Below are 26,655 nucleotides of genomic sequence, written 5' to 3'. Positions count from 1 at the left end.
GGCTATGCCCGTTCGGGGAACATCGCCTTCAGGCCGTCGCGCGAGGCTTTGGCGATGCCGCGTTCGGTGATCAGCCCGGTCACAAGCCGTGCAGGGGTCACGTCGAAGGCCGGGTTCGCGGCCGGCGTCGCTTCGGGCGATATGCGCACCTGGGCGATCTCGCCGCTGTCGGTCTTGCCCCAGACAAGCGAGACCTCGTCGGCTGAGCGCTGCTCGATCGGGATCTCCTCGAGCCCGTCATGCACAGTCCAGTCGATGGTCGGCGAGGGCAGCGCGACATAGAACGGTACGTCATTGTCGGCGGCGGCGAGCGCCTTCAGATAGGTGCCGATCTTGTTGCAGACATCGCCATCGGCGGTGGTGCGGTCGGTGCCGACGATGACCATGTCGATCGCGCCGCGCTGCATCAGATGGCCGCCGGCATTGTCGACGATCAGTGTGTGCGGCACGCCGTGGCCGGCCATCTCCCAGGCGGTAAGCTGGGCGCCCTGGTTGCGCGGCCGCGTTTCGTCGACATAGACATGGACCGGGATGCCGGCTTCGGTTGCCAGATAGATCGGCGCGGTGGCGGTGCCGTAGTCGACGGTCGCCAGCCAGCCGGCATTGCAATGGGTCAGGATATTGACCGTCTCGCCCGGCTGCTTGCGCGCCGCGATCGCCTGGATGACGGCAAGTCCGTTCTCGCCAATGGCGCGGTTCAGTCCGACATCCTCGTCGGCGATCTCGGCGGCGCGACGATAGGCGGCTGCGGCGCGTTGTTCCGTCGGCAGCGGCTTGAGGAAGCGCCGCATCTCGTCCAGCGCCCAGCGCAAATTGATCGCCGTCGGGCGCGTCTCGTGCAGCGTCTCCCACACGGCATCGAGCGCTGCGTCGGACGGATCATCCGCCATCTGCATGGCGACGCCGTAGGCCGCGGTGACGCCGATCAGCGGCGCGCCGCGCACCCACATGTCGCGGATGGCGGTGGCGATGCCGGCAACCGTGCCGATCGTTTCGATGCGGAAATCATGCGGCAGCCAGCGCTGGTCGATGATCTCGACCGAACGCCCGTCATCGCTCAGCCAGATGGTGCGGTAGTGGCGGTCGCCGACGTTCAAATGCTGCTCTCCTGTTCGACCAGCGCGGCCAGGGTGTTGACCTCGTCGATGCTGTGTATCTGGCGCCGGTTGACGGCGATGTGACGGCCGAATTTTAGCGCTTTTGCCTCACAACTGGCGCGAAGCTCTTCATCGGCAATGGTCTCGAAATCGGCATTGTGGGCGAGGCCGAGGATACGCCTGTGCACCTCGATGCCGGCAAAGCCGAGCAGGTCGGTCCAGATCTGGTGCAGCACATGGTCGAGCGCCTGTTCCGCACCCAGCTTGTCGCCCTGATCCTCGAACAGGCTTTTTTGATAGAGCATGCCGGTGCGCTCGGTGCGCCACAGATGCGAGAATACGGCGCGGAACACCGCCCATGTCTCTGCGGTAACCCCGAGCAGATAGGCGCGCATGGCATCGCGCTTGCCCTTCTCCTCATGTCCACGCTGCGAGAAGAAAGACATCCAGAAATTGGCGAGCAGCATGCCGACATCGAAGGCCATTGGTCCGTAGAAGGCGAACTCCGGATCGATCATCCGGGTCTCCGTGTCGGTGACCATGATCGAGCCGGAATGCAGATCGCCATGCAGCAATGTCTCGGCATTGGCGGCGAAAATGTGCTTCAGCCGCTGCGCCTCGACCTTCAGGTCGCGATCGGCGCGCAGTTCGGCAACGACTCCGTCGAGCTGCGGCGTATGCCGATTCATCTTGGCGTCGAAATAGGGATCGGAGAACACCAGGTTCTCGGTGATGTCGCAGAGCTCGACATTGTCGGCGAACAGCGCCAGATCGGCTTTGCGATCCTTGGTCACCATCGACAGGTCGGAACCGCGAAACAGCGTGCGGGCCATGAACAGGCCGATATCCCTGGCAATGTTGGGAAGCTGGCGCCCGTCGATCAGGGCACGCCTGAGAATGACGTGTGGTGGCGCCAGATACTCCATGATGATCAGCGCCTGGCCTTCATCGAAATGATAGATCGCCGGCACCGAGCCCGGCGCGCGCGCCTCTTGCCTTGTCAGCGCGTGATACTCGAAGAAGGAACGTTTCAGCGGCAGCGGCCAGCTGTCGCCGACCAGGCGGACATAGGGCAGGGCCTGCTTGACCACCGCCGCGCCGCCGGCGCCCTCGACGATGAAGACGAGGTTGAGATTGCCGTCGCCGACCTCGCGGACTTTCCAGTGTGTCGTGTCCCTGCCGATCTTGGCGCACAGCGCCGCGTTCGTGCCGAGGCGCGTTGCAAGCGTCTCCACCGACAGTGCTTCGAACGGTGATTTTCCGGTCATTCGTGTCCCTCCCGCCTATGCGCTCCGATCATAAGGGAGCCTTGACGGCGGGGCCAAGCTAGGAAGCGATCTGGCAATTGTCAATCGTGTTGACAATTGCCGATGTAGCCCATAGCGTCATGGTCAGGGAGGAACGCATGGTCGGCAATGCCGTGTTCCGTGTAGACGGACTGAGGAAATCCTTTGGCCGCAACGAGGTGCTTGGCGGCATCTCGCTCGAGCTGCATTCCGGCGAGGTCACTGTGCTGATGGGCGCCAATGGCGCCGGCAAATCCACCCTCGTCAAGATCATCAGCGGCGTCTACGAGTGCGGCGGCGGTACGATGACCCTCGCGGACCAGGATTTTGCGCCGAACACGCCGGCGGAGGCGATCCGCGCCGGCGTCGTCACCGTGCACCAGAACATCAATGACGGTGTGGTCGCCGACCTCGACGTCGCCACAAACCTCACACTCGACAGGTTGAGCGGCAGGGGCGTGCCGACGCTGTTCAATCCGACCCGCGTGCGCCGCGAGGCCAAGGCCGTCGCCGACCGCATGGGGTTGGCCATCGATCTCAAGGCCCGCGTCAACGACCTTTCGCTGGCCGATCGCCAGATGGTGGCGATCGCGCGCGCCTTGGCACATCAGCCGAAGGTGCTGATCCTCGACGAGCCGACGTCCTCGCTCTCCAGCGCCGAGGCCGACCGGCTGTTCGCGCTGGTCGACAGGCTGCGCGAGCAAGGCGTGGCGATCCTCTATATCTCGCACCGCATGTCCGACATCAGGCGGCTTGCCGATCGCATCGTCTCGATGCGTGACGGCATTATTTCGGGTGTCTTTGACACCACGCCGCTCGACTATGAAGGCGCGGTCAATGCCATGCTCGGCCGCAAGATCCATCTCGACCAGATCGTTACCAGGAGTTCCGCCAAACCGGTCCTGACGGTCGAAGGCCTGCGCATCGGGCATGGGGCCAGGCCGATTTCGCTGACGCTTGGCGATGGCGAGGTCGTTGCCATCACCGGCCTCGTCGGCGTCGGCAAGACCGCGCTTGCCGAGACGCTGTTCGGCGTGCGCAAGCCGCTGGCCGGCACCATGACGATGAACGGCAAGCCCTATGCGCCGCGATCGGCGGGTGACGCGATCGCGGCCGGCGCGTTCCTCGTCGCCAAGGATCGCGCGACCAGCGGCATCGTCGGCGGCTTCAACATCGAGCGCAATGTCAGCCTGCCGTTCCTCAAGCGCATGTCGAATCTTGGTGTGCTCAAGCGCCGCCTCGAACGCGCCACCGCGCGCCGGCAGATCGAGGAACTCAGCATCGTCTGCCGCTCCGAGAAGGACGAGATGTCGGCATTGTCCGGCGGCAACCAGCAGAAGGTCATGGTCGCCCGCTGGATGGCGCAGAATGCCGCGCTGTTCATCCTCGACGAGCCCTTTCAGGGCGTCGACATCTCGGCCAGGCGCGACATCGCCGCCAAACTGAGGGCAAGCGCCAATGGCCGCGCGACGCTGTTGTTCGTCACCGAACTCGACGAGGCGCTGGAGACGGCCGACCGCATCCTGGTGATGTCGGAACACACGATCGTCGGTGAACACCGCAACGCCGAGGTCGATCTCGATCGCCTGCTGGCCGAGGTCGCCGGCGGGCCGCTGCATAGCGCCGCCTAAGCCGCGCGGCGGGTGGAATTGGAATGGAGAGACTATGGGTCCGAGTTGGATAAGAATGGCTGCGTCGCGCGGGTGGGCTGAATGACGCTGCGCGATTACGCCATCCGCTATGGGTTCATCGTCCTCTTGTTCGGGCTGGTCGCCTATTTCGCGATCGCCGCCGACGGGTTCGTCTCGCCGCAAAGTGCCGTCTTCATCTTCCAGTCGGTGGCCATCACCGGCGTGCTGGCGCTCGGCGTCACCGCCACGCTGGTCGTCGGCGGCTTCGACCTGTCGATCGGTTCGGTCGCCACATCGGCCATGATGGCGGCTGCCTATGTCATGGTGGTGCTCGAGCAGAACGCTGTCGTGGCGGTCGTCGTCTGCCTGCTGATCGGCGCCATTGTCGGCCTGATCAATGGCTGGCTGATCGTCTATATGCGCGTGCCCGATCTCTTGGCGACGCTCGGCATGATGTTCCTGCTCGTCGGCCTGCAGCGCATCCCGACCGAAGGCCGCTCGATCGCCACCGGCATGACCATGCCGGACGGTTCGGTCGCCAATGGCAGATTCGGCGACGCCTTCCTGGCGCTCGGCCGCCACCGCTTCGACTTCTTTATCCCGAACCTCATTCCGGTGTCGGTGGTGGTGCTGCTGGTGCTGGCCGTGCTGATCTGGTTCTTCCTGGAATACACCCGCTTCGGCCGCATGATGTATGCGGTCGGCTCCAATGAGCGCGCGGCCGAACTCGCTGGTGCGCCTGTCAAGGCATACAAGATCTGGGCCTACGTTATTTCAGGAGTTTTTGCCTCGATCGGCGGCATTTTGCTCGCCGCACGGCTTGGACGCGGCGACATCGCCTCGGGTAATAATCTGCTGCTCGATGCGGTTGCCGCGGCGCTGATCGGCTACGCGGTGCTCGGTGCCGCCAAGCCGAACGCCTTCGGCACCGCCGTCGGTGCGCTGTTCGTCGGCATCTTGCTGCAAGGCCTGACGATGATGAACGCGCCTTACTACACGCAGGATTTCGTCAAGGGCGTGGTTCTGGTCGTCGCCCTTGTCTTCACCTTTGCCCTTTCGGGCAGGGGCAGGGGGTAGTCTCGACCGGACAGGATTTTTGGGTTCAACAAGAGTGGAGGAAAACAAAGTGAACATCACGAGAAGACTTCTGGGGAAGGTGGCGCTCGGGCTGGCCGGCGCAACCATGCTGATGCAGGTCCCAGCTTTTGCCGCGGACAAGCCGGCCCCGTTCGACAAGCCCGGCGTCAAGATCGCGCTGGTGCGCTATCTCTCGACCGGTGACTTCTTCCAGGCCTATCTCTCGGGCGTCGAGGCGCAGTCCAAGGCGCTCGGCATCGACCTGCGCGTGCTCGACAGTCGCCAGGATGCCGCCCTTCAGTCCGACATGGTCGACCAGGCCATCGCGCTCGGCGTGCAGGGCATCATCATCCAGCACGGCCTGACGGAATCGATGAAGGATGCGGCCCAGCGCGCGGTCGACGCCGGCATCAAGGTCGTGGCCTTCGACGTCAATGTCGAAAACCCGAAGATCCCGCAGATCGAGCAGTCGGACAAAGACCTTGCCCGCCTCGCGCTCGAACAGGCGGTGAAGGACAATGGCGAGAGCTGGAATGCCGGCTATGTCTACGTCGCCGGTATCGCGCCGCTCGACCGCCGCAACGAGACCTGGGTCGACGTCAAGAAGAAATATGCGGGCGTCAAGGAAGTCGCGATGTTCGGCACGCTCGACAACCCGATCGCCAACTCGGTCGCCAACCAGGCGCGTTCGGTGCTGTCGGCTCATCCCGACATCAAGGTGATGTTCGCCCCCTATGACGAGTTCGCCAAGGGCGTGAAGATCGCCGTCGACGAAGCCGGCCTGAACAAGGGCATCAAGATCTATTCGGCCGATATCTCGACATCGGACATATCGGCGATGCGCGAGCCCGACAGCGCCTGGGCGGCGACCGCCGCCACCAACCCAGCCGTCGTCGGCCAAGTCTCGGTGCGCGCGCTGGCGCAGCTGCTCGCCGGTGAAGACCCTGGCCACAACGTCATCGTGCCGCCGACGCTGATCACCCAGAAAGAGCTGATCGACAAGGACATCAAGAACATGGAAGACCTGTCGGCCAAGCTGCCGCAGTTCGCCCATGCAGATGTCGCTATGCCGGCCTGGATGCCGAACCCGAACGCGAAGTAGGGGTCGTCGTAGCACATATGAAAAGGGCGGCCTGCGAGCCGCCCTTTTTGTTATCTGCCGGAAACCCTACCGCAGCGCCGCCGCGATGTTGCCCCCATCCACCGTCGTCACGTCGGCGGTGGTGCGTTCGGCCAGCGCGTGATGCAGGAAGGCCTGCGCCACATCCTGCGCCGTCACTTCCTGGCCAAGCAGATTGCCGGACATGTATTCCTTTTCCGATACGCCGCGCGCGCCGGAGCGGCTGGCGATCATGGCGTCGGTCAAAAGGCCGGAGCGGATGCGGTCGGCGTTGACGGCGTTCGAGCGGATGCCATGGGCGCCGTAGTCGAGCGCATATTGCCTGGACAGGAACAAAGTCGCCGCCTTCGGCACGCCATAGGCGCCGAATTTCGGACCGGGATTGACCGCCTGCTTAGAGGTGTTGAACAACAGCACACCGCCGGTGCCCTGTTCCAGCATGATGCGCACGGCGTTCTGCGCCACCGACTGGTGGGCGAAGAAGTTGAGCTCGAAGCTCTTGCGCAGCAGCGCATCGTCGAGCTCGCCGATCCGGCCTTCCCAGGCCGCGCCCGCGTTGGAGACAAGGATGTCGACGCCGCCGAAGACGGCGACCGCTCTGTCGAAGGCCGCGCGCACCTGGGCCGGGTCGGTGATGTCGGCGGCGACGCCGATCGAATTGTTGCCGGCTTTCTTGGCGGCATCGGCGGCCTTCTCGGCATCGAGATCGACGACGACGGCATGGGCGCCATTATCGGCGAACAGCTTTGCCGTCGCGGCGCCGATCGCGCCGGCGCCGCCGGTGATCAGCACCACCTGGCCGGTCAGCGGCTTCGGCTTGTTGGAGGCAAGCTTGGCCTGTTCGAGCGACCAGTATTCGAGCGGGAACAAATCGGCCTTGGACAGCGGATGGAAACGGCCGACGGCTTCGGCGCCGCGCACCGCCTCGATCCACATCTCGCCGACATCGGAGGCGATCCTGGCATCCTTTAGCGTGCGGCCGTGGCCGAACATGCCGAGCCCCGGCACCAGCGTCAGCCGCGGCATCGGGTCGAGCATGGTGCGCTTGACGTCGTCGAGTGCGTCATTGGTCTCGAAATAGGCCCGGTACTCCTTGGCGAAGGCGTCGACATGGCTCTTGATGACGGCCTTGTAGTCGCCGACCTTGTCGGCATCGGGCGCCGGCACCGCCATCGGCCCGGTCTTGATGCGGATCGACAGATCCGGTGTCGACACGCCGCGTCCGGCATAGTCGGCGATGGCGGCCGAATTGATGAAATCGACGATCGCGTCGGAGGTGCGGAAGTCAGAGATCATGCGGTCGAAGCGGCCTTCGCCGCGCGCCACCGCAACGGCGCCGCGCAGCATCGGCGCGATGGACGCCGGCGTCGCGAGCCTTGCCGGCAACGCCGCCTTGGCAGCCTTCGGCTTGGCGTTCCTGGCGACGTACTCCTCGGCGACGTTCACATAGTGGATCATCCGGTCATAGGCCTGTTTGGCATCGTTACCAAAGGTGAAGATGCCGTGCTTGTCGAGGATCAGTCCTTCCACCGTCGGGTCGGCATCGAAGACGTCGGCCGCCGCCTTGGCAAGGTCGAAGCCCGGCATGATGTAGGGCACGTAGCCCATCTTCTCGCCGAAGACCGTCTTTACCAGCGGCTTCGAGCCTTCCTGGTCGACGATGGCCAGGATAGCGGTCGAATGGGTGTGGTCGACGAATTTATGCGGCAGGAAGGCATGCAGTAGCGTCTCGACCGAGGGATTGGGCGAGGACGGATCGATGAGGTTTGCCCGCTGCAGCGCCACCATGTCCTCGTCCGCGAGCTTGTCCAGCGCGCGCGCCTTGAGCAGGGCGCCCATCTTGACCGCCGGCAGTCCCTGCGGCTCGATGACGGCCATGTCCCAGCCGCTGCCCTTGACGCACAGCACATCCCATTCATCGCCGACGAGGTCGGTCGCCTTGATCTTGCAGGACGTGTTGCCGCCGCCATGCAGCACCAACTGCGGCACGCCGCCCAGCAGCCGCGTCGTGTAGACGCGCAGCGCGAGGTCGCGGCCGACGCCCTTCTTGGCATAGTCGGCGACGAGTTTCTCGGCCGTGTCGTCGTTCCACAAATTCTTCATGTTCGCTTCGTCCAGTTGCTGTCTTGGGTGGTGAAACAGGAATGCCGCGACGCCTTGATGACAATGCGTCGGCGAAGGGTGCCTTTTCAGGATGCTTTTTGTGGTGCCGCTCCGGCATGATCGAGCAGCCGTTGCGCCATATGCGCACCGACCACAAGATGCGTGCAAAGCTCGCCCGCGAGCGCCGCGAGCAGGGGCTCGAACTTGCTGTCCTCCTGCACCACCATCAAGCGTTTTTCGATGGCACGCAGCGAGCCGAGTTCAGCCGAAATGACCCGACGGTTGTAGCTGCAATCGAGCGCCTCGCCCCTGGCGTCGATGATCTGTCCGGCAATCACCCCGGCTGCGCCGATGCCGCGCAGCGCGGCCATTTCGTCCGGGTCGAGCGCGCCGCATTTGACGACATGGCTGTCTGCATCGACGGTGCCGACGGAGAAAAGCGCGAGATTGCAATCGCTGATGCCGGCCAGCTGTTCGCGGATCACCGGCTCGGCGCGCAACGCGCGCGCGAGATCTTCCGTCGACAGCACCAGCGGCGCGTAGAAATTAAGCCCCTTGGCGTTGAGCCGGCGCGCGATTTCCATGGTGCACTGGTCGGGCCGATAGGAGTAGGGCGCGCCGAGATTGCCGCAGAGCTGCACCACCGTGACATCCTGCAGGTCGGCATAGGACATGATGTCGGCGATCGTATAGACGGTGCGGCCCCAGGCGACGCCGATGCGGTCGCCCTTCTTGACCAGTTCGAGAAAGACGCTCGCCGCCAGCACGGCGATATCAGTCGACGGGTCCGGGATATAGCCGTTCTCCGGCGCGATCCAGACCGCGTCGAGCTTCAAGGCATCCTCGAGCCTGCGCGCCATCACGTCATCAGTGAACAGCTGCGTCGAGGTCGAGATGTTGACGATGCCGGTCTCGCGCGCCTTGCGCAGATACATGGCCACCGAAGCACGTGAAATGTTAAGCTGGCTCGCAACCTGGTCCTGCCGCAGGCCATGCGCATAGTAGAGCCAGGCGGCTTTGTGAATGAGTTGTTCTGCCGGTCGGATCGCCATGCCGTCTCCTCGGCTGACATTAGTCACGGCTCTCGACAAAAGTCAAATTGGCATGCGTGAGTGCGATCGCCTCTAAACAAAACGCATCCGGGATGGTCGTTCTACAAAGTCCGGACAGCATAGCATTTTCGACCATTCAGGGGGATGGCCTGACGAGAGCCCTAAGGTTAGAAAGCTCGAAAAGGACTTGGGGAGGACGGGATGGGCAATTCCTACGAACAGGATCTGGACAGGAACGCGGCCAACCACCAGCCTCTGACGCCGCTCACCTATCTGGAGCGCGCGGCAAAGACCTATCCCGACCACATCGCCATCATCCACGGCCGCCAGCGCATCAGCTACCGCGATTTCTGGCACCGCTCGCTGAAGCTCGCATCGGCGCTGCAAAAGCGCGGCATCGGCAAGGGCGACACGGTCACCGTGATGCTGTCCAACACGCCGCCGATGCTGGAGGTGCATTTCGGCGTGCCGATGACCAAGGCGGTGCTGCATTCGCTCAACACCCGCCTCGACGCCGCGGTCATCGCCTTCCAGCTCGACCATGCCGAGACCAAGGTGCTCATCGTCGACCGCGAATTCTCCGGCGTCGTCCGGCAGGCGCTCGATCTGGCCAAGGTCAAGCCGCTGGTCATCGACTATGACGATCCCGACTACGCCGCCGACGCCCCCTATTCGAAGGGCGAACGGATTGGCGGGCTCGACTATGAGGATTTTGTCGCCGGCGGCGACGAGGATTTCGCCTGGTCGATGCCCGACGATGAATGGGACGCCATCTCGCTCAACTACACCTCGGGCACGACGGGCAATCCGAAGGGCGTCGTCTATCACCATCGCGGTGCCGCCCTGATGGCCTACACCAACACCATCCATGCCGGCATGGCCAAGCACGCCGTCTATCTCTGGACGCTGCCGATGTTCCACTGCAATGGCTGGTGCTTTCCGTGGACTCTGGCCGTCCAGGCCGGCACCCATGTCTGCCTGCGCTGGGTGCGGCCGAAGCCGATCTACGACGCCATCGCCGATCACGGCGTCACCCATCTCTGCGGCGCGCCGGTCGTCATGTCGGTGCTGATCAACGCCCGGGATGAGGACAAGCGCACGTTCGCGCAGACGGTGACCTTCAACACCGCGGCCGCGCCGCCGCCGGAAGCCGTGCTGTCGGGGATGGCCGATGCCGGCTTTGCCGTCACCCATCTCTATGGCCTGACCGAGACCTATGGCCCGGCCGTGGTCAACGAATGGCACGGCGAATGGGACGATCTCGCAAAGGGCGAGCGCAGCGCCAAGAAGGCAAGGCAGGGCGTGCGCTACGCCGCGCTCGAAGGCCTGACCGTCATGGACCCCGAAACGATGCAGGCGACGCCGGCCGACGGCGAGACCATCGGCGAGGTCATGTTCCGTGGCAACATCGTCATGAAGGGCTATCTCAAGAACCGCAAGGCCAGCGACGAATCCTTCGCCGGCGGCTGGTTCCATTCCGGCGATCTCGGCGTCATGCATCCCGATGGCTACATCCAGCTCAAGGACCGCTCCAAGGACATCATCATCTCGGGCGGCGAGAACATTTCCTCGATCGAGGTCGAGGATGCGCTCTACAAGCACCCGTCCGTCGCCTCCTGCGGCGTTGTGGCGCGCCATGACGACAAATGGGGCGAGGTGCCGGTCGCCTATGTCGAGCTGAAGCCCGGCAAGACGGCGAGCGAGGCCGAGATCATTGAGCACTGCCGTGCGCTGCTTGCCCGCTTCAAAGTGCCGAAAGCCGTGATTTTCGCCGAGATTCCAAAGACCTCGACCGGCAAGATCCAGAAATTCCGGCTCCGGGAAATGGCCAAACTCGCCTGAAAAGCGACTGCCTCTCAAAAAATATTTCGAGTTGCCCGCATCCTTGGGCCGCTTGGTGACGTCTGTTGGATGTCACCATCTGTCACGATCTTGAACGCGTACGTCGATTTCGCGTTGACATCCCACCTCCTTCAATTTACGACTGACGAAAATTGAAATTCGTCACTTGTCAAACGAAAGAACCATGTCCGAAGCCGCCAACATCATGGTCGATACCGCCAGACAGGAGAATGTGACCCGCATTCTCGACTGCGCCGAGCGCCTGTTCCGGCACTATGGCTACGGCAAGACCAATGTAGCCGACATTGCCCGCGAGCTCGGCATGTCGCCGGCCAACATCTACCGTTTCTTTGCCTCCAAGGTCGAAATCCACCAGGCGGTGTGCGGCCGGATGCTCGGCGCCAGCTACAAGATGGCTTACGAGATCATGCACCTGCCGATCGGCGCCGAGGAGCGGCTTCGTCGCTACATCCATGCGCAATACAAGATGACGCTGGAGACCATGCTCGATGCGCAGAAGGTCCATGAGATGGTCATCGTCGCGCTTGAGCGCGATTGGGGCGTCATCGACAAGCACGTCGACAGCATCCACGATCTCTTCGCGGAAGTGATCCGCGAGGGTATCGAGGCCGGCGAGTTCGCCAAGCAGGACCCGGTGACCGCGTCACGCTGCTTCGGCGCCGCTACAATCATCCTTTGCCACCCGCAGATGGTGGCGCAGTGCCTTGCCAAGACCAACCGGGCAATGCCCGACGAACTTATCGACTACGCCATCAGAGCCTTGAAATAGCCGCCGGTCGCCGGTGTCGGCAGTCCGCCTCCAGTCGGGAGTATTACTATGTCCTTGTCCCATTCCATCATCCGCGGGTTGCCGGTCGCGGGCCTGGTAGTCGCGGCGCTCGCGCTTGCCGGCTGCAGCCAGGAGAAGGCCGAGGTCAAGGAGATCATCCGCCCGGTCAAGGTCGTCGAGATCGCCCAGGCGCATGACTCCCGCACGCTCTCCTATTCGGGGTCGGTGCGGGCCCGCACCGAAAGCGCCCTGGCTTTCCGCGTCAACGGCAAGATCACCGAACGTCTGGTCGACATCGGCCAGCATGTGGTGCCGGGCGATGTGCTCGCCCGCATCGATCCCACCGACTACGATCTGTCGGTCAAGAGCGCGCAGGCAGCGCTCGATGCCGCCGAACGGCAGGTCGAGACGACAGAGCTTGCGCGCAAGCGCGCCGAGCAGCTTTTCGCCAAAAACTTCGCGCCGAAATCGCAGCTCGAACAGGCGACGCTGACCCATGACCAGGCGGTCGCCACGCGCGACTCCGCCCGTTCCTCGCTCGACCAGGCCAAGAACCAGGTCGGCTATACCGACCTCAAGGCCGACAGGGACGGCATCGTCACGGCTGTCAACGCCGATGTCGGCCAGGTGGTCGGCTCCGGCACGCCTGTGGTCACTGTCGCGGTCGACGGCGAAAAGGAAGTTCTGATCGCGGTGCCGGAAATGGAGATCGCCGAGTTCAAGCCAGGCAAGTCGGTCAAGGCCGGGTTCTGGTCCGACAGCGCGCTGGCGCTCGACGGCAAGGTCCGCGAGGTTGCCGGCAGCGCAGATCCACAGTCGCGCACTTTCGCCGTCCGTGTCAGCCTGCCCAATGATCCACGTGTGCTTCTCGGCATGACCGCCAATATCGAGGCCTCGGCCGCCAACGAAAAGCAGCTGGTTTCGATCCCCTTGAGCGCGTTGGCGGAGAAAGACAGCCAGTCGATCGTCTGGACCGTCGATCGTGACGCCGACACCGTTCATGCCCGTCCGGTGAAGGTTGCCAAGTTCGCCGCCGATGGCGTGCGTGTGGCCGAAGGATTGAAACCCGGCGATGTCGTGGTCGCCGCCGGCACCCAGTTCATGACCGAGAATCTGAAGGTCAAGCTCGCCGGCGGCGTGGCGCAGCAATCCGCGTCCGCCGAGGGCGACGACGCCAGCCGGCTGCGCTGAGGACAGATAGGTCGGCCGCGCGTTGCCGCGGCCGCAGGTTTCCGGGCGGCGTGCGCCCGAAGGTTGAGACGTCACGGCCGATGTACCCCCGCATCGACCTAGCGTCCCACCGCGATGAGTGTCTCTCCGCTCGGAAAGCCTCGCCGCCCGGAAGCCAGATTGAACACGGATGATTTCGTTTCGCGCGCCCTGCTTCTTCGAAGCGCCAGGCGCCGGCAAACAAGCAAAGTGGACCTGCAACGATGACGACCTCCACTGAAGAAAAGCGGCCCTTCAACCTGTCGCGCTGGGCCATCGGTCATCCCTCCATCGCGCGCTTCCTGTTCGGGCTGATCATCATCGCCGGTGCGCTCGGCCTGATGCGCATGGGCCAGAAGGAAGACCCCGATTTCACCTTCCGGGTGATGGTCGTCCAGGCGATCTGGCCGGGTTCCTCTATCCAGGAGATGGAGGACCAGGTCGTCAACAAGATCGAGCGCAAGCTGCAGGAAACGCCGCATCTCGACTTCGTGCGCTCCTTCACGCGCGCCGGCAGCGCCATCATCACCGTGCAGATCAAGGGCGACACCAACGCCGCCGAGGTGACGGACGCCTTCTATCAGGTGCGCAAGAAGGTCGGCGACATTTCCGGCGACCTGCCGCAAGGCCTGCTCGGCCCCTATTTCAACGACGAGTTCGGCGACACCTTCATCACCCTGCATTCGATCAGCGGTGACGGCTTCTCCTATCCAGAGTTGAAGAAGTTCGCCATCCAGGCGCGCGACATGCTGTTGACCACGCCAGGCGTCGAGAAGGCCGTCATCATCGGCGACCAGCCGGAAAAGCTCTATATCGATGTCTCGTCCAAGGCGCTGGCCGAGCGCGGCCTGACGCTGACCGACCTGCAGAACGCCATCAAGGGCCAGAACAATGTCGATCCGGCCGGTGCCGTCGACACCGGCGTCAATTCGGTGCGCATCTCCGTCGAAGGCGACGTCACCAAGGCCGCCGACATCAGGGAATTGCGCCTGCGTGCCGGTGGGCAGGTAACCCGTCTCGGCGACATCGCCACCGTGACCTCCGGGCTCGAGGATCCCTTCCAGCGCAAATACCGCTTCAACGGTCATGACAGCGTGCAGCTTGGTGTCGTCATGGCGAAGGGTTTCAAGGTCACCGATGTCGGCAAGGACGTCGAGGCGACCTACAAGCGCTTTGAAGAAGCGCTGCCTTATGGCGTGTCGGTCGACCAGATTTCCGACCAGCCGGGCGTCGTCACCGATGCAGTGGCCGAATTCATGCATGCGCTCGGCGAGGCGCTGCTGATCGTGCTTGTCGTCTCGTTCCTGTCGATCGGCTGGCGTTCAGGGCTGGTCATCGCCATCGCCATCCCGCTGGTTCTGGCCGCTACCTTCGCCATCATGTACGAGCTCGGCATCGACCTGCAGCGCATTTCGCTGGGCGCCCTGATCATCGCGCTCGGCCTGCTCGTCGACGACGCCATGATCGTCGTCGAGATGATGGAGCGCAAGCTTGAGGAGGGGCTGGTCAAGATCGAGGCGGCTAGCTTCGCCTATACATCGACCGCTTTCCCGATGCTGACCGGCACGCTCATCACCACCGCCGGCTTCATCCCGGTCGGCTTCGCCGCTTCCACGGCTGGCGAATATGTGCGCACGCTGTTTTATGTCGTCGGCATCGCGCTGATCGTCTCGTGGTTCGTCGCGGTCTATTTCACGCCGTGGCTCGGCAACATGATCCTCAAGCAGCGCAAGCATGCCGGCAGCCATCACGATGTCTTCGACACGCGCTTCTACCGCCGGCTGCGCTCGACCGTCGGCTGGGCCGTGCGCCACCGCATCATCGTTCTCGTCATGACGCTGGTGACTTTCGGCACCAGCCTGTGGGCGTTCCAGTTCATCCCGCAGAACTTCTTCCCGCAATCGTCGCGGCCGGAAATCCTCGTCGACCTCTGGCTGCCGGAAGGCACCAGCATCAAGGAGGTCGAGACGCAGGCCAAGGCGCTGGAAGCCAAGATGATGGACGACAAGGACAAGCGCTTCATCGCCACCTATATCGGCGAGGGCGCGCCGCGCTTCTTCCTGCCGCTCGACCAGCAGCTGCGCAACCCGAACTTCGCCCAGATGCTTGTCATGGCCAATGACGAGCCTGCGCGCGAGCGGCTGATCGTCAAGCTGCGCACGGTTCTGGCCGAGGATTTCCCCTCGATCCGCGCCAAGGTCGATCGCCTGTTCCTCGGACCGCCGACCGGCTGGCCGGTGCAGATGCGCGTCATGGGTCCCGATCGCCAGGAGGTGCGCCGCATCGCCGACCAGGTGAAGGCGAAATTCCGCGAGGATCCGCTGCTGGGCGCGGTGCATGACGATTGGCTCGAGCCGGTGCCGGCAATGAAGCTGGTCATCGACCAGGATCGTGCCCGGGCGCTCGGCGTTACCTCGCAGCGCATCCGCCAGATGCTGCAGGCGACCATGGCCGGTGCGCCGCTCGACGACTTCCGCGACGGCGAGGAGACGGTCTCCATCGTTGCCCGCGAGCCGGATGCCAGCCGCAGCCTGCTGTCCTCGGTCGATTCGGTCTACATCCCGACCGATTTCGGCGGTTTCGTGCCGCTGTCGCAGGTGGCCAAGGTGGTGCCGGTGCTGGAGCAAGGCATCGAGTGGCGCCGCGACCGCCTGCCGACGATCAGCGTGCGTGCAACGCTTCCCGATGGCGTGCAGTCCAACGACGTCGTCACCAAGATGTACAAGGACATGCAGGGCCTGCGCGACGGCCTGGCGCCCGGCTACAAGATCGAGATCCAGGGCGGTGCCGAGGATTCGGCCGAAAGCCAGGCGTCGATCGCCGCCAAGGCGCCGGTCATGCTGGCCATCATCGTCGTGCTCCTGATGATCCAGCTGCAGAACTTCGGCAAGGCGATGCTGGTGCTGGCCACCGGTCCGCTCGGCATCATCGGGGCTGCCGCCGCGCTTTTGATCAGCGGCGCGCCGTTCGGCTTCGTCGCCATTCTCGGCGTCATCGCGCTGCTCGGCATCATCATGCGCAACTCGATCATCCTGGTCGACCAGATCGACCAGGACATCGCCAGAGGCATGGAACGTTCGGAGGCCATCATCGGCTCGGCCGTGCGTCGTTTCCGGCCGATCGTGCTGACGGCGATGACGGCGGTGCTGGCGCTCATCCCGATCTCGCGCGCCGTGTTCTGGGGGCCGCTCGCCTACGCCATGATGGGCGGCATCGTGGTTGCCACCGTGCTGACCATCCTTGTGCTGCCGGCTGGCTACGCCCTGTTCTTTGGCCGCGAGCCGAAGAAGGTGGTGAACAATGAGCAGGCGCCCGAGCCAGAGTTGGCGACCGAGCGGCCGCAACTGGCCCTGGCCGCGGAATAAGGAGGTTTCATCGCATCATCCGCCGTCAGCTATGCCGGATGATGCGGTGTGACGGCTGGTCCGTCGCACCGATGAAAATGCTCCCCGCTGCCGATTTTGCAAAACAGAATTCCTTCCCAGGGCCGCAATGCGGTTCCATGTTGAGCGACACCGGAGCGGCAACGCTCGTCCTCATCAGGATGTCTTCCCATGGCAGAAAAACGGCAACTGCGGCTTGGCGCCTTCATGCGCCCGGTCAGCTTGCACACCGGCGCCTGGCGCTACCCCGGCGCCTATCCTGACGCCAATTTCAACTTCGCGCATCTGAAGCGCTTCGCCCAGACGCTGGAGGCGGCGAAGTTCGACGCCTTCTTCATGGCCGACCATCTGGCCGTGCTCAACATGCCGATCGAGGCGCTGCGCCGCAGCCACACCGTGACCTCGTTCGAGCCGTTCACGCTGCTGTCGGCGCTGGCCGCCGTCACCGATCACATCGGGCTGGTCGCCACTGCGTCGACGACCTTCGACGCGCCCTATCACATTGCTAGGCGCTTCGCGTCGCTCGACCATATCAGCGGCGGACGCGCCGGCTGGAACATCGTCACCACGTCCAACCCCGATGCGGCGCTCAACTTCGGGCTGGACGAACATGTCGAGCATGACGAGCGCTATCACCGGGCGCGGGAATTCTACGATGTCGTGACCGGCCTGTGGGACAGTTTTGCCGACGACGCCTTCATCCGCGACGCCGAAAGCGGGCTCTATTTCGATCCCGCCAAATTGCACGTGCTGGACCATAAGAGCGAACACCTCTCCGTGCGTGGCCCGCTCAACATTGCGCGGCCGGTGCAGGGCTGGCCGGTCATCGTCCAGGCCGGCGCCTCGGAAGCCGGGCGGCAACTGGCCGCCGAGACGGCCGAGGTGATTTTCGCCGCCCATGGCGATCTTGCCGCCGGGCAGCGCTTTTTTGCCGACGTCAAGGGCAGGGCACAGAAGTTCGGCCGCTCCCGCGACGACATCAAGATCCTGCCTGGCGCATTCGTCATCGTCGGCGACAGCGTCGAGGATGCGCGGGCCAAGCGGGCGAAGCTCGACAGCCTGGTCTATTACGAGAGCGGCATTGCCTCACTGTCGATCGCGCTTGGGCATGACGCGTCGGCCTTTGATCCCGATGCAACGCTGCCGGACATACCCGAGACCAATGCCTCGAAGAGCAGCCGCGAGCGCGTCATCGAGCTTGCCCGGAACGAAAACCTGACCATTCGCCAGCTTGCCCAGCGGCTGGGCGGTTATTCCGGGCTCGCCTTCGTCGGCACGCCGCAAACCATTGCCGACGAGATGGAGGAATGGCTGGTCACCGAGGGATCGGACGGCTTCAACATCATGTTTCCCTATCTGCCCGCCGGGCTCGACGATTTCGTCGAGAAGGTGGTGCCCGAGCTGCAGCGGCGCGGCATCTTCAGGCGGCAGTATGAGGGCTCCACGCTGCGCGAGAATCTCGGCCTGAAGCGGCCGCCCAACCGGTTCTTCGAGAAGACGACGATCCGCAAGGCCGGTTGACGAAAAGCATCGGGCGCGCCGAAGCGCGCCCGATGCTTCATAAGTCGGCCTGTCAGATGACGAATACCCAGTTTGCGATCAGCATCACCGCCACACCGGCGATCAGCGTCAGATAGGGCAGCATGCCCGCTTTCTTAACCGCGAGGTCAGCTCCCGTCATGCCGAGATCGGCCAGCATGTGGTCGGGGAATTTGCCCTTGTCCTGGATGTAGTGGCGGTAGCAGAACACTGGGATAATCAGTGCCGCGGTGATCAGCCCGGCCCACAGCGCCATCGGGTTCCATACCTTGGCGCCGGCGCCCATGAAGATCGCGTTGACATAGGCGAAGATCGCCCCGATCCCGAGAAGCCAGGTCGGCGCTTTCCACGGCCGCGCGATATGGCCGTTGTCGATGCGATGGATCCAGCCGGCATTGAGGTTGAGGAAGTTGAAGATGATGTAGCCGCAATTCGAAACGGCGAGGATGAAGAAGAAGCTCGTCGCGTCGGCCGAGGCGATGGCCAGCACGATCAGGTTGAAGCAGAGGTCGGTCCACATCGCGCGCGTCGGCGCGCCATGTTCGTTGACGTGGCTGAGATAGCGCGGCAGCCAGCCGTCGACCGAGCCCTGGTAGAGTGTGCGCGAGGAGCCGGCCATCGCCGTCATGATGCACAGCACCAGCGCCAGGATCATCAGCATCACCAGCAGGCTGTGGATAATCTTGCCGCCGCCGACCATGCCGGCCAGCGCATCCGCCACACCCGAGCCGTCGACGATCGGTGTCGCCAGCATGCCGTTCAAGCCCAGCACACCCTGGAAGGTGAAGGGCACCAGGATGAACAGAAGCATGCAGAGCAGGCCGGAATAGAAGATGGCCTTGAACGTGTCGGTGCCGGGGTTCTTGAACTCGGAGGTGTAGCAGACGGCGGTTTCAAAACCGTAGGTCGACCAGGCGGCGATGAACATGCCACCGAGCACCAGCGTCCAGCCGGCGATGTTCCAGGCGCCCGGGTCCGGCGCATAGGCGGCCGCCAGCGGCACCAGCGGCGAGAAATTGGCCCAGTTGATCTGTCCGGTGAAGATCGGCACGACGCCGACGATCAGCATCGGGATGATGACCAGCAGGCCAATATATTTCTGCACATTGGCCGTGCCGAGGATGCCGCGATGCTGGATCGAGAAGATGATCAGCATCAGCACCGCGCCGATGAAGAAGGTGGCGTTGAGCGTGAAGGAGACCGGACCCAGCGTGTGGCTGTACAGCGTCCAGTTGCGGATCGCCGGTGTCGCGGCCGCGGTCACCGCCGTGATGGCGTCCGCGGGCGCTGTTCCGGCATGCGCCGCTATATAGGCGACGACATCAGGCGAGGTCTCGGTGAACAGCGGCACCGGCGCCAGCGCGTTGAGGATATAGGCGGCGGCGATCGAGCAGCCGAGAGACAGCACCGGCGACCAGGCGAACCAGTTGCACCACACCGACAGCGGCGCGATGAACTTGGAATAGCGCAGCCAGGCGGTGGCGCCGTAGATAGAAGCGCCGCCAGACTTGTTTGGGAACAGGCCGGCGATCTCGGCATAGGTGAAGGATTGCAGGAAGCCCATGATCATGGACACCGTCCAGATCAGGAAGGCCAGCGTCCCGGTCGTGCCGGCGATGCCGCCGATCGAAAACAGGACCAGTGCCGGAACGCCGCTCGCCACCCAGAAGGCGCCGCGCCAGTCGATATGCCTGAGCAGCTTGCTTTCGGCAGGCTGCTCGAGGGCCGTGCTTATGGTGCTCATGTCAGTGACTTCCCCTTTTTCTCGTGTTCCCCGCCAGCGATGCCTCGGCTTTGCGAAGCTTGCTCCCCGGCACATGACCTTACGACTCCGGTGTTTCCACTCAGTCGTATTTTTTTCTTAGGAGTGAAGATTGATCCGGCGCGCTTTCACGTCAAGCGTTTTGTGACGCCGTGCACATCACGCTTGCGCGCGCAGGCGGCAATACGTCTCGCGGCACCTCTGACGCGCGCGGTTTTACCTGTCCGGAGGGCAGCAGTCAGGAGCGCGGCCGGGTCTTCTGCGGATCGTAATGGGCGAAGGCGACGACACGCGCCGGCAGCCGTTTGGCGTGGCCGTCGAGCTTGCCGATCTCGACCTCGGCACCAACAGCCGCGTGGGTGACGTCGAGCCTGGCCAGCGCGATGTTCTTGCCAAGCACCGGCGACCGCATGCCCGAGGTGACGACGCCGATCTGGGCGCGGCCGACATGCACGCAATCGCCATGGCCGACCGCGACATTGCTGTCGATGTCGAGCCCCACAAGTTTCGTCTGCGGGTGTTCCTTGCGGCGGATCAGCGCCTCGCGGCCGATGAAATCGTCGGTCTTGCTTTTCAGCGGCACGGTGAAGCCGATGCCGGCCTCGAACGGATCGGTCTGGTCGGAGAATTCGTAGCCCGCGAAGATCAGCCCGGCCTCGATGCGCACCATGTCGAGCGCTTGCAGGCCCATCGGCTTCAGCCCATGCGGCTGGCCGGCTTCCCAGATGGCGTCGAACACTTTTTCGGCGTCGCGCGGATGGCACCAGATCTCATAGCCGAGCTCACCGGTATAGCCGGTGCGCGAGACGACGACCGGAATGCCGTTGCCGCCGCCGATGCGGGCGACCGCGAAGCGGAACCATTCGAGCTCGTCGATCGAAGGCTGCAGCGGCGAAGTCCAGATCACTTCTCTGAGGATATCGCGGCTTTTTGGGCCCTGTACGGCGACATTGTGCATCTGGTCCGTGGAGGAGCGCACCAGGACATGAAGCCCAAGCTTCTTGGCGGTCTCTCGCAGCCATTCGCCGGACAGATCGTCGCCGCCGACCCAGCGGAAATTATCCTTGCCGAGCCGCAGCAGCGTGCCGTCGTCGATCATGCCGCCATGCTCGTAGCACATGGCGGAGTAGACGACCTGGCCGACGCCGAGTTTTTTCACGTCGCGGGTCAGCGTGTATTGCAGCAGCGCTTCGGAATCCGGGCCGGTGACCTCGAATTTTCTGAGCGGCGACAGGTCCATGATCACGGCGTCCTGCCGGCAGGCCCAGTACTCGGCGATAGGCCCCTCCTTGGCGAAGGAGTTGGCCAGCCAGTAGCCCCTGTATTCCGAGAAATTGCGGGTGTGCTTGGCAAAGGACGAATGGAAGGAGGTCTCGCGGGTCATTTTCGGTTCCGAATCGGGCGTCATGCGTCTGGCGATCGCTCGCGAGAATTTGTGCTGGCCGGAATAGGTCCGCACATGGATGTCGGTGAGATCCCAGCCATTGGCCGGCGTCGTGTCGTCGGGGCAGGCGGAGGAGACGCAGACGATGTCGGTCAGCGCCCTGAGCAGCACATAGTCGCCCGGCCGCGACCATGGTTCGTCGGACACCATCACGCCATGCGCGTCGATGGCGGTGTTGAAGAAGAAGTTGATCGCCATCCACCCGGTGCGGGGATTGATGCCCTTGCCGGCCAGGGCGCCATTGAAATTCTCCGAGCAGTTGGTGTGGCCGGGATAGCCGATGTCGTCGTAATATTTCGCAGCACAGGCCAGCGCGAAGGCATCATGCCGGCCGCATGTGTCCTGCACCACCTCGACCAGCGGCTCCATGTCCTGGTCGTAATATTTGGAATGCAGGCCAGGCATCGGATAACTCGACCCCATCAGCGTGCGCGTCGTCGTCACGTCGAGCGGATGGTCGAGGCCCTTGTCCAGCTTGCGCGCCGAAAAGCACTGGAAGTCGGTGCATTGCCGGCCGTCGACATCGATGATCTGCAGATAGTCGCCGGCCTTGACGAAATAGGATTCCGCCGTTGCTGAATGGACGCGCAGGTCAAGCACCGGATCGGCGAGGGGATCGGCCACCTGCGATTTTGTTTTCAGGCGGATCGTGGCGCGGCGCACGATGACGGTGAGCGGCGTCGCCGTGTCATGGCTGTCGACCAGCATCGGTCCGCCGGGCGCGGCGATGACCATCGAGCCGTCGCGCGTGACGGTGAAAGCCTGTTCGGTCCCGGCGGGCGTTGTGCTGCCGAACACGCGCAGCGCCTTTGCCTGATCGAGCACCACTTGCCGGCGCGCCAGCCCGCGGCGTAGGGACGCGAGACTGTCATCGCCCTCGGCGAGGAGCGCCTTGATGCCGGCGGCATTGCTGTTGGATTTTTCGCCGAAGATGCCGGGATCGGTGGTGCCTGTGGTGTCCCAGGCCAGAACTTCGCAGGCCTGGCCGCCTTCGACATTGCGTACGGTGATGATATCGCCGGCCTCGACCTCGATCAGCAAAGCCCCGTTGCCTTGGATCGTGTGGCGCTCCATGCCTGGCGGCAGCGCGATCTGACCGGGCCTCAGGATGAGGCTCGGGCGCGGCGGTCCGGCTGTGACTGTTGGGTAGGGCGACTGGCTCATCTCAGCCTTGCGGTTCGAGAAACAAGTTTGCCTGTGTGTGAAATTATTTTAGCAGCAAGAATAGCAGCGCGGTTGCGTTTGGCAAGGCAGACCACCCCTTCTTCCTTCTCCCCTTGTGGGAGAAGGTGGATCGGCGCGCAGCGCCGAGACGGTTGAGGGGTGGGTGACGGAGTGCCGTCCTTGCCAAGCTGGAACACCCCTCATCCGACCTCGCTTCGCGAGGCCACCTCCTCCCGCAAGGGGAGAAGGGAAAAGCGCGCAAGGGCTACGCCAGTTGCTCTGAATGCGCGATCGCCAGGCCGTACTCCGCAGCCGAGTCCAGCATCGTGTGCCAAAGGCTCTCGGCGAAGGTCGCGAACACCAGAATGTTGAACACCGCCAGCCCATCCGCCAGGTCATTCCCACGCCAGAGCGTGACGCTGGTGTGATCCATCGACGTGGCCGCCGCCGCGCCGACGGCGAACACACCCGAATGCAGATCGATCGACGACAGCTTGGCCAACATCGCCCGCGCCTTGACGCCAGAAACGCTGATCAGCACACGGGCATGCGACTGGTCGGAGAGCGAAGCCGATTGCGCGAACGCTTGGCCAAGCGCCCCAATCGCGTGCTTGCCGCCCTTCGACAGGACAAAAAACTGATCAGGTCCCGACCAGATCAGCGTGGCATCCGAGCCTTGCACCGCCTGCGGTGTTTTCGGAACCGCACTGCCGAAGCGTGCCTTCGCGGCCTTGGCCATCTCCGCCGCCTTGCCGCGCCGCGCCATCACCTGGACGAGGTCGAAATTGCGGATCTCGGTCAGCGTCACGCCGGCATCGCCACGCGCACCATACCGCCCCACCGCGAGCGCGCGATCGAGCGGACTGCGAACGTCCCAGGAAAACTCAGCCACGCTGGCGCCCTCCATCTGGATCATAGAAGACGGGATTGCAGAGCTCGACGTCATAGTCCTCGGCGCGTATCGGGTCATGCGCATGGACGATCTCGCCGATGCGCTCGCGTCCGCGCTCGACAAGCGCCAGCCCAATCCACTGGTCTGATGTCGGCGAGAAGCAGACCGAGGTGACGTAGCCCTGGTCGTTGCCTGGCCCGGGCGTCTGCCCCTTCGGGATGATGTGCGCGCCCGAGCGCAGCCGGCGCGCTCTGTCCGTCGGCTTGACGCCGACGACGACCTGCCGGTCAGGTGCGACAAGCGCCTCGCGACCAGCCATGACGCGGCCGATGAAATCTTTCTTGGTCGACGTCATCTTGCCGAGGCCAAGATCGGCCGCCGTCGTCGTGCCGTTCAGTTCCGGTCCGGCTACGTGGCCCTTTTCGATGCGCATCACGCCGAGCGCCTCGGTGCCGTAAGGCGTGACGCCGAACGGCTCGCCGGCCAGCATCAGATTGCGCGCCGTCGCCTCGCCGTAGCGTGCCGGCACGGAAATCTCGAACGCCATCTCACCGGAGAAGGAGATGCGGAACAGCCTTGCCTTGATGCCGCCGCGCAATGCGACTTCCCGCGCGCCCATGAAGGGAAAACCTTCATTGGACAGGTCCTCCGCCGGGTCGACGATCTCCTTCAGCAGGTCGCGGGTTTTAGGGCCGGCGATCGAGAATTGCGCCCACTGGTCGGAGACGGAGGTCAGCTGCACGTCGAGGTCGGGAAACAGCACCTGCCGGCAGAATTCGAGGTGCTGCATCACCAAACCGGCCTTGGCGGTCGTGGTGGTCAGGAAATAGTGGTCCTCGGCCAGCCGCGACGTCGTGCCGTCATCATAGACGATGCCATCCTCGCGCAGCATCAGCCCGTAGCGCGCCTTGCCGACGGCGAGGTTGGAGAAGGTGTTGATGTAAACGCGGTCGAGGAAGGCGCCGGCATCGAGACCGTGCACGTCGATCTTGCCGAGCGTCGAGACATCGCAAAAGCCGACGCCGCTTCGCACGGCCTTGACCTCACGGGTCACCGATTCCAGCCAGTCCTTCTCGCCAGCGCGCGGATACCATTGCGCGCGTTTCCATAGGCCGGTGTCGACGAAGACAGCACCCTGTTCGGCGGCCCAGTGATGCGACGGCGTCAGCCGCGTCGCGTGGAACGTCTCGTCGCGATGATGGCCGGCAAAGGCGCCGATGGCGACCGGCACGTAAGGCGGCCGGTAGATGGTCGTGCCAGTCTCTGGAATGGATTTTCCGGTCACCGCTGCCATGATGGCTAGGCCGGCGACATTGGACGTCTTGCCCTGGTCGGTCGCCATGCCGAGCGTCGTATAACGCTTCAGATGCTCGACCGATTCAAAACCCTCGCGCTGCGCCAGTTCGATGTCGGAGGCGGTGACATCGTGCTGGTAGTCGACGAAGGCCTTGCCCTTGCCGGCGACGTGCCAGAGCGGCGTCAGCGAGAATGCCTCGTCGTTGGCAACAGGCGCGGTGCCTGCCTTGCCACTATGTCCGGCACCATGTGCCGCTGCCACGCCGGCGGCAAACCCTTTGGCGAGGCAGGCGCCAAGTCCGAAGTCGCCGTTGGCCGCACCGGCTGCGACCATGCCGGGGGGCGCGCCGTCGGGCACGAAGGCAGCAATGTCGTCGCGCCATTTCGGTCGGCCGCGATGATAGGAGGTGAGCCCGACCGCCGGATTCCAGCCGCCGGAAACCGCGAGCCCGTCGGCCTCGACTTCGGCGCGCGCGCCGCCGGTGAGCGACACTGCGATTTTCCGAACACCGTCCTTGCCGCCGTCAACGCCGCTGACGGAGCCGTGCAGCACCGTGAAGCCATTCCTGGAGGCCAGCGATCGATGTGACGGCGAAACGTCCGGCCGCGCGTCGATCACCGCCGCGATCTGCAGCCCGGCACCAAGCGCGGTCTCGACCGTGCGCCAGCCATCCTCATTGTTGGTGAACAGCGCGATGCGCTTTGCTGGAACAGCGGCATAGCGTCCGACATAGGTTCGCATCGCCGAAGCCATCATCACGCCGGGCGTGTCGTTGCCGGCGAAAACGATCGGCCGCTCAAGGGCGCCGGCCGCGACCACACAGCGCTTGGCCACGATGCGCCACATCCGCTGGCGCACCTGATGTTCGGGCGGCGAGGGCATATGGTCGTTGACCCGCTCCAGCGCGCCGTAGGTGCCGCCGTCATAGACGCCGAACAGCGTCGTGCGGGTCAGGATGCGGACATCGGGCATTGCCGCCAGTTCGGCCAGCGCCCGCGACAACCATTCGGCGGCCGGCAGGCCATCGATCGTGCCGCCATCCGACAGCAACCGGCCGCCGAACGCAAAATCCTCTTCGCACAGGATGACTCGGGCGCCGCTTCGGCCGGCGGCCAATGCTGCCGCCAGACCGGCCGGACCGGAGCCGGCGATCAGCACATCGCAATGCGCCCAGGCCTTGTCGTAGTGGTCAGGGTCGGCAACACCGGCGGCACGGCCAAGACCGGCGGCGCGGCGGATCGCCGGCTCGTAGATGGCTTCCCAGAATTTCGCCGGCCACATGAAGGTCTTGTAGTAGAAGCCGGCGACGAAGATCGGCGAGAACAGCTGGTTCACCGACATCACGTCGAAGCGCAGCGACGGCCAGCGATTCTGGCTGGCGGCCTCGAGGCCTTCGTAAAGCTCGGCCGTCGTCGCCTTGGTGTTCGGCTCGCGCCGGGCACCGGTGCGCAGTTCGACCAGCGCGTTGGGTTCTTCCGAGCCCGCGGTCAGGATGCCGCGCGGGCGATGATACTTGAACGAGCGCCCGACCAGCTTGACGCCATTGGCAACCAGCGCCGACGCCAGCGTGTCGCCCTCGAAGCCGGAAAAGCTCTTGCCGTCGAAGCGGAAGTTCAGCGGCGCCGAGCGGTCGATGAGGCCGCCATTGTTCAGCCGGTTTGTCTGCCCACCGGCCATCACGCGCCAACCTTCGCCGCACCGGCGCCCGCTGCCGGTTCGATCGCCGAAATCTCATGCGTCAGCGTGTTGCGGGTGACCTTCAGCCAGGCCCGGCAGCCGCCGCTGTGATACCAGTTCTCGCTCATCACGCCGGCGATGTTGTCGCGCAGATAAACATAATCGTAGATAGCATCTTCACCGGCACCCGCCGCCGGCCGCACCGGTTTGGCGTCGCCGAGATAGGTGAACTCGCCGAGTTCGCGTTCGCCGCAGAAGGGACAGACAATGCGCATGATTTTCCGGCCGTC

At 64.1% G+C, this 26,655-nt stretch carries 17 protein-coding genes; 8 read left to right on the top strand and 9 right to left on the bottom strand.

All coding sequences use genetic code 11. The features are described from left to right. Window positions 1-2 precede the first annotated feature (2 nt). Both mtnA and mtnK read right to left on the bottom strand, forming a co-directional pair. On the bottom strand, window positions 3-1,097 hold the full coding sequence (mtnA, locus tag CK228_RS02055) for an S-methyl-5-thioribose-1-phosphate isomerase (protein WP_095786698.1): 1,095 nt from the start codon (window positions 1,095-1,097) through the stop codon (window positions 3-5). Then, complete coding sequence (mtnK, locus tag CK228_RS02050; RefSeq protein WP_095786697.1) at window positions 1,094-2,365, bottom strand: S-methyl-5-thioribose kinase; 1,272 nt, start codon at window positions 2,363-2,365, stop codon at window positions 1,094-1,096. Before mtnK ends, mtnA begins: the two co-directional genes overlap by 4 nt. Before the next feature lie 137 nt (window positions 2,366-2,502). Here mtnK and CK228_RS02045 point away from each other — a divergent pair, with 137 nt between their 5' ends. The 3 genes from CK228_RS02045 to CK228_RS02035 all read left to right on the top strand — a co-directional run bounded on the left by CK228_RS02045 (window position 2,503) and on the right by CK228_RS02035 (window position 6,193). Next, the gene (locus tag CK228_RS02045; RefSeq protein WP_095786895.1) at window positions 2,503-4,014 is read left to right on the top strand and encodes a sugar ABC transporter ATP-binding protein; all 1,512 of its coding nucleotides are present in this window, start codon (window positions 2,503-2,505) and stop codon (window positions 4,012-4,014) included. An 81-nt stretch (window positions 4,015-4,095) separates the two neighbouring features. Continuing rightward, complete coding sequence (locus CK228_RS02040) at window positions 4,096-5,091, top strand: ABC transporter permease (protein ID WP_095786696.1); 996 nt, start codon at window positions 4,096-4,098, stop codon at window positions 5,089-5,091. Between the two features lie 49 nt (window positions 5,092-5,140). Next, complete coding sequence (locus CK228_RS02035; RefSeq protein ID WP_095786894.1) at window positions 5,141-6,193, top strand: substrate-binding domain-containing protein; 1,053 nt, start codon at window positions 5,141-5,143, stop codon at window positions 6,191-6,193. A gap of 66 nt (window positions 6,194-6,259) precedes the next feature. Here CK228_RS02035 and CK228_RS02030 read toward each other — a convergent pair whose 3' ends face one another. Together CK228_RS02030 and CK228_RS02025 are read right to left on the bottom strand one after the other, a co-directional pair. Further along, window positions 6,260-8,314 (bottom strand): bifunctional aldolase/short-chain dehydrogenase, encoded by a 2,055-nt coding sequence (locus tag CK228_RS02030; protein WP_095786695.1) that lies wholly within the window; start codon window positions 8,312-8,314, stop codon window positions 6,260-6,262. Between the two features lie 86 nt (window positions 8,315-8,400). Continuing rightward, the gene (locus CK228_RS02025) at window positions 8,401-9,366 is read right to left on the bottom strand and encodes a sugar-binding transcriptional regulator (RefSeq protein WP_095786694.1); all 966 of its coding nucleotides are present in this window, start codon (window positions 9,364-9,366) and stop codon (window positions 8,401-8,403) included. A gap of 201 nt (window positions 9,367-9,567) precedes the next feature. Between CK228_RS02025 and CK228_RS02020 the strand changes: the two genes are divergently transcribed. From CK228_RS02020 to CK228_RS02000, 5 genes are all read left to right on the top strand, one after another. Then, window positions 9,568-11,208, top strand: coding sequence for an acyl-CoA synthetase (locus CK228_RS02020; RefSeq protein ID WP_095786693.1), 1,641 nt, complete (start codon window positions 9,568-9,570; stop codon window positions 11,206-11,208). Between the two features lie 184 nt (window positions 11,209-11,392). Continuing rightward, window positions 11,393-11,998 (top strand): TetR family transcriptional regulator, encoded by a 606-nt coding sequence (locus tag CK228_RS02015; RefSeq protein ID WP_095771150.1) that lies wholly within the window; start codon window positions 11,393-11,395, stop codon window positions 11,996-11,998. 48 nt (window positions 11,999-12,046) lie between these two features. Further along, on the top strand, window positions 12,047-13,189 hold the full coding sequence (locus tag CK228_RS02010) for an efflux RND transporter periplasmic adaptor subunit (RefSeq protein WP_095786692.1): 1,143 nt from the start codon (window positions 12,047-12,049) through the stop codon (window positions 13,187-13,189). 242 nt (window positions 13,190-13,431) lie between these two features. Continuing rightward, the gene (locus CK228_RS02005; RefSeq protein WP_095786691.1) at window positions 13,432-16,572 is read left to right on the top strand and encodes an efflux RND transporter permease subunit; all 3,141 of its coding nucleotides are present in this window, start codon (window positions 13,432-13,434) and stop codon (window positions 16,570-16,572) included. Window positions 16,573-16,761: 189 nt separating this feature from the next. Continuing rightward, window positions 16,762-18,111, top strand: a complete 1,350-nt coding sequence (locus CK228_RS02000; RefSeq protein ID WP_095786690.1) for an LLM class flavin-dependent oxidoreductase — start codon at window positions 16,762-16,764, stop codon at window positions 18,109-18,111. Between the two features lie 52 nt (window positions 18,112-18,163). Here the strand turns inward: CK228_RS02000 and CK228_RS01995 are convergent, their stop codons facing one another. The 5 genes from CK228_RS01995 to CK228_RS01970 all read right to left on the bottom strand — a co-directional run bounded on the left by CK228_RS01995 (window position 18,164) and on the right by CK228_RS01970 (window position 26,640). Continuing rightward, window positions 18,164-19,873: an APC family permease gene (locus tag CK228_RS01995; protein ID WP_095771146.1), complete on the bottom strand. Its 1,710-nt coding sequence runs from the start codon at window positions 19,871-19,873 to the stop codon at window positions 18,164-18,166. Window positions 19,874-20,129: 256 nt separating this feature from the next. Beyond that, entirely contained in the window at window positions 20,130-22,499 is a 2,370-nt protein-coding gene (locus CK228_RS01990) for an aminomethyltransferase family protein (RefSeq protein ID WP_095786689.1), read from the bottom strand. Window positions 22,500-22,764: 265 nt separating this feature from the next. Continuing rightward, window positions 22,765-23,391: a sarcosine oxidase subunit gamma family protein gene (locus tag CK228_RS01980; RefSeq protein ID WP_095786893.1), complete on the bottom strand. Its 627-nt coding sequence runs from the start codon at window positions 23,389-23,391 to the stop codon at window positions 22,765-22,767. Next, the gene (locus CK228_RS01975) at window positions 23,384-26,365 is read right to left on the bottom strand and encodes a sarcosine oxidase subunit alpha (RefSeq protein WP_095786688.1); all 2,982 of its coding nucleotides are present in this window, start codon (window positions 26,363-26,365) and stop codon (window positions 23,384-23,386) included. The genes CK228_RS01980 and CK228_RS01975 overlap by 8 nt, the downstream gene beginning before the upstream one ends. Then, window positions 26,365-26,640 carry a sarcosine oxidase subunit delta gene (locus CK228_RS01970; protein ID WP_095786687.1) on the bottom strand — a complete coding sequence of 92 codons (276 nt, stop codon included), beginning with the start codon at window positions 26,638-26,640 and terminating at the stop codon, window positions 26,365-26,367. The genes CK228_RS01975 and CK228_RS01970 overlap by 1 nt, the downstream gene beginning before the upstream one ends. Window positions 26,641-26,655: the final 15 nt, after the last annotated feature.

This window comes from Mesorhizobium sp. WSM4312 (assembly GCF_002294875.1).
In the GTDB taxonomy this organism is placed as follows: Bacteria; Pseudomonadota; Alphaproteobacteria; order Rhizobiales; family Rhizobiaceae; genus Mesorhizobium.
The sequence above is the reverse complement of the archived record's forward strand: the minus strand, read 5'-3'. Positions and strand labels throughout refer to the sequence as shown.

Excerpts from the sequence above, each read along its gene's own strand:
- mtnK (WP_095786697.1), bottom strand. The coding sequence starts at position 2,365 with ATGACCGGAAAATCACCGTTCGAAGCACTGTCGGTGGAGACGCTTGCA.
- CK228_RS02045 (WP_095786895.1), top strand. The coding sequence starts at position 2,503 with ATGGTCGGCAATGCCGTGTTCCGTGTAGACGGACTGAGGAAATCCTTT.
- CK228_RS02040 (WP_095786696.1), top strand. The coding sequence starts at position 4,096 with ATGACGCTGCGCGATTACGCCATCCGCTATGGGTTCATCGTCCTCTTG.
- CK228_RS02030 (WP_095786695.1), bottom strand. The coding sequence starts at position 8,314 with ATGAAGAATTTGTGGAACGACGACACGGCCGAGAAACTCGTCGCCGAC.
- CK228_RS02025 (WP_095786694.1), bottom strand. The coding sequence starts at position 9,366 with ATGGCGATCCGACCGGCAGAACAACTCATTCACAAAGCCGCCTGGCTC.
- CK228_RS02020 (WP_095786693.1), top strand. The coding sequence starts at position 9,568 with ATGGGCAATTCCTACGAACAGGATCTGGACAGGAACGCGGCCAACCAC.
- CK228_RS02015 (WP_095771150.1), top strand. The coding sequence starts at position 11,393 with ATGTCCGAAGCCGCCAACATCATGGTCGATACCGCCAGACAGGAGAAT.
- CK228_RS02010 (WP_095786692.1), top strand. The coding sequence starts at position 12,047 with ATGTCCTTGTCCCATTCCATCATCCGCGGGTTGCCGGTCGCGGGCCTG.
- CK228_RS02005 (WP_095786691.1), top strand. The coding sequence starts at position 13,432 with ATGACGACCTCCACTGAAGAAAAGCGGCCCTTCAACCTGTCGCGCTGG.
- CK228_RS02000 (WP_095786690.1), top strand. The coding sequence starts at position 16,762 with ATGGCAGAAAAACGGCAACTGCGGCTTGGCGCCTTCATGCGCCCGGTC.
- CK228_RS01995 (WP_095771146.1), bottom strand. The coding sequence starts at position 19,873 with ATGAGCACCATAAGCACGGCCCTCGAGCAGCCTGCCGAAAGCAAGCTG.
- CK228_RS01990 (WP_095786689.1), bottom strand. The coding sequence starts at position 22,499 with ATGAGCCAGTCGCCCTACCCAACAGTCACAGCCGGACCGCCGCGCCCG.
- CK228_RS01975 (WP_095786688.1), bottom strand. The coding sequence starts at position 26,365 with ATGGCCGGTGGGCAGACAAACCGGCTGAACAATGGCGGCCTCATCGAC.
- CK228_RS01970 (WP_095786687.1), bottom strand. The coding sequence starts at position 26,640 with ATGCGCATTGTCTGTCCCTTCTGCGGCGAACGCGAACTCGGCGAGTTC.